This window comes from Alteromonas sp. CH_MED4-4 (genome assembly GCF_037029575.1).
GTDB lineage: Bacteria > Pseudomonadota > Gammaproteobacteria > Enterobacterales > Alteromonadaceae > Alteromonas > Alteromonas macleodii.
Genome location: NZ_JAYMEU010000074.1, coordinates 1 through 1381, shown reverse-complemented (window position 1 = coordinate 1381; position 1381 = coordinate 1). Strand labels below are relative to the sequence as shown.

1 protein-coding gene and 1 pseudogene are annotated in these 1381 nt (G+C 50.7%); both read left to right on the top strand.

All coding sequences use genetic code 11. From position 1 onward, the window contains the following. The first annotated feature begins 76 nt into the window (after nucleotides 1-76). Complete coding sequence (locus WA381_RS20930) at nucleotides 77-583, top strand: transposase (protein ID WP_034734407.1); 507 nt, start codon at nucleotides 77-79, stop codon at nucleotides 581-583. Between the two features lie 242 nt (nucleotides 584-825). Then, nucleotides 826-1381 (top strand): annotated as a pseudogene (locus WA381_RS20925) (transposase); the annotation flags it as partial.

Here is a 1381-nt window from a genome sequence, read left to right as displayed (position 1 = left end):
CCCACTATGTCAACCTTGTTGTCCAGTTGGCAATTTCGCCATTAGTTAATAAACAGTGGGCGGCATAGGTTCATGTATGCCACGTTATTCTGAAGAGCGTAAAGCTGCAACGCTCAAAAAATTATTACCGCCACAGAGTCGTTCTGTAAATTCTGTGGCTGATGAGGATGGGATCAGTCCGCAAACCTTGTATCATTGGTTAAAACAATGTCGTGAGCAAGGAGTTGCAGTGCCCGGACATCAAAAACAGGCTGACCAATGGTCCGCTGAAGACAAGTTAGCCATCGTTATCGAAACCGCCGGCTTATCGGAAGCCGAACTGTCGGCTTATTGCCGTGAAAAAGGGTTATTTACCGAGCAGGTCAAACAGTGGCGTACCGATTGCCTGCAGGGCTTTGGCCGCACTGCTGACAGTGAGCGCCAGGTAAAACAAGAGCGTAAAAAAACGACCAAAGAAATCAAAAAGCTTAAAGCCGAGGTTCGCCGCAAAGATAAAGCGTTGGCCGAGACCAGTGCCCTGTTGGTGCTTTCAAAAAAGCTCGAAGCCTTATACGGGGACGAACCGGACAACGAGGACGACTAACGCCGCAAAGCGAGCGTATAAGGCTACTCGATTACTTTAACGAAGCGGTTAATAACGGCGCATCCCGCCATCAGGCAGCGCATGTTATGTGCATAAGCCAACGCACGTTAAAGCGCTGGGCTAACAATCCGACGCCGGATAAACGGCCCACAACAGCGCCGGTTAAACAACCGCGGCAGTTGAGCGAAGACGAAGAGCAGCGCATCCTGATGGTCTGTAATTTACCGCAGTATGCGGATTTACCGGCCTCACAAATCGTGCCGTTACTGGCCGATAAAGGCGTTTATATTGGCTCTGAATCAACGATTTACCAGGTGCTGAAAAAGCACCGGCAATTAACACACCGGGGCAAAGCAAAACCCCGGAATAAGCATCCGTTGCCGACCAGTTACACGGCAAGCGGGCCGAATCAGGTATACACCTGGGACATCAGTTATTGTCCCTCGAACGTCAAAGGCGTTTTCTGGTACCTGTACTTAATACTTGATATTTACAGCCGCAAAATCGTCGGCTGGGAAGTCCATGAAACCGAATCCGGTGAACTGGCAAAACAACTGGTTGAGCGAACCTTGCTGCGCGAGGGCTGCTGGCATAATCCGCCGGTACTGCATTCAGATAACGGGGCACCGATGACCTCGTTTACACTGAAATCAAGGTTGGCCAACCTGGGCATGGCGATGTCGCATAACCGGCCACGCGTGAGCAACGATAATCCGTATTCAGAGTCGTTGTTTCGGACCGTAAAATACTGCCCGAAATGGCCACGCAAAGGGTTTAACTCGCTCAGCCATGTTCGCC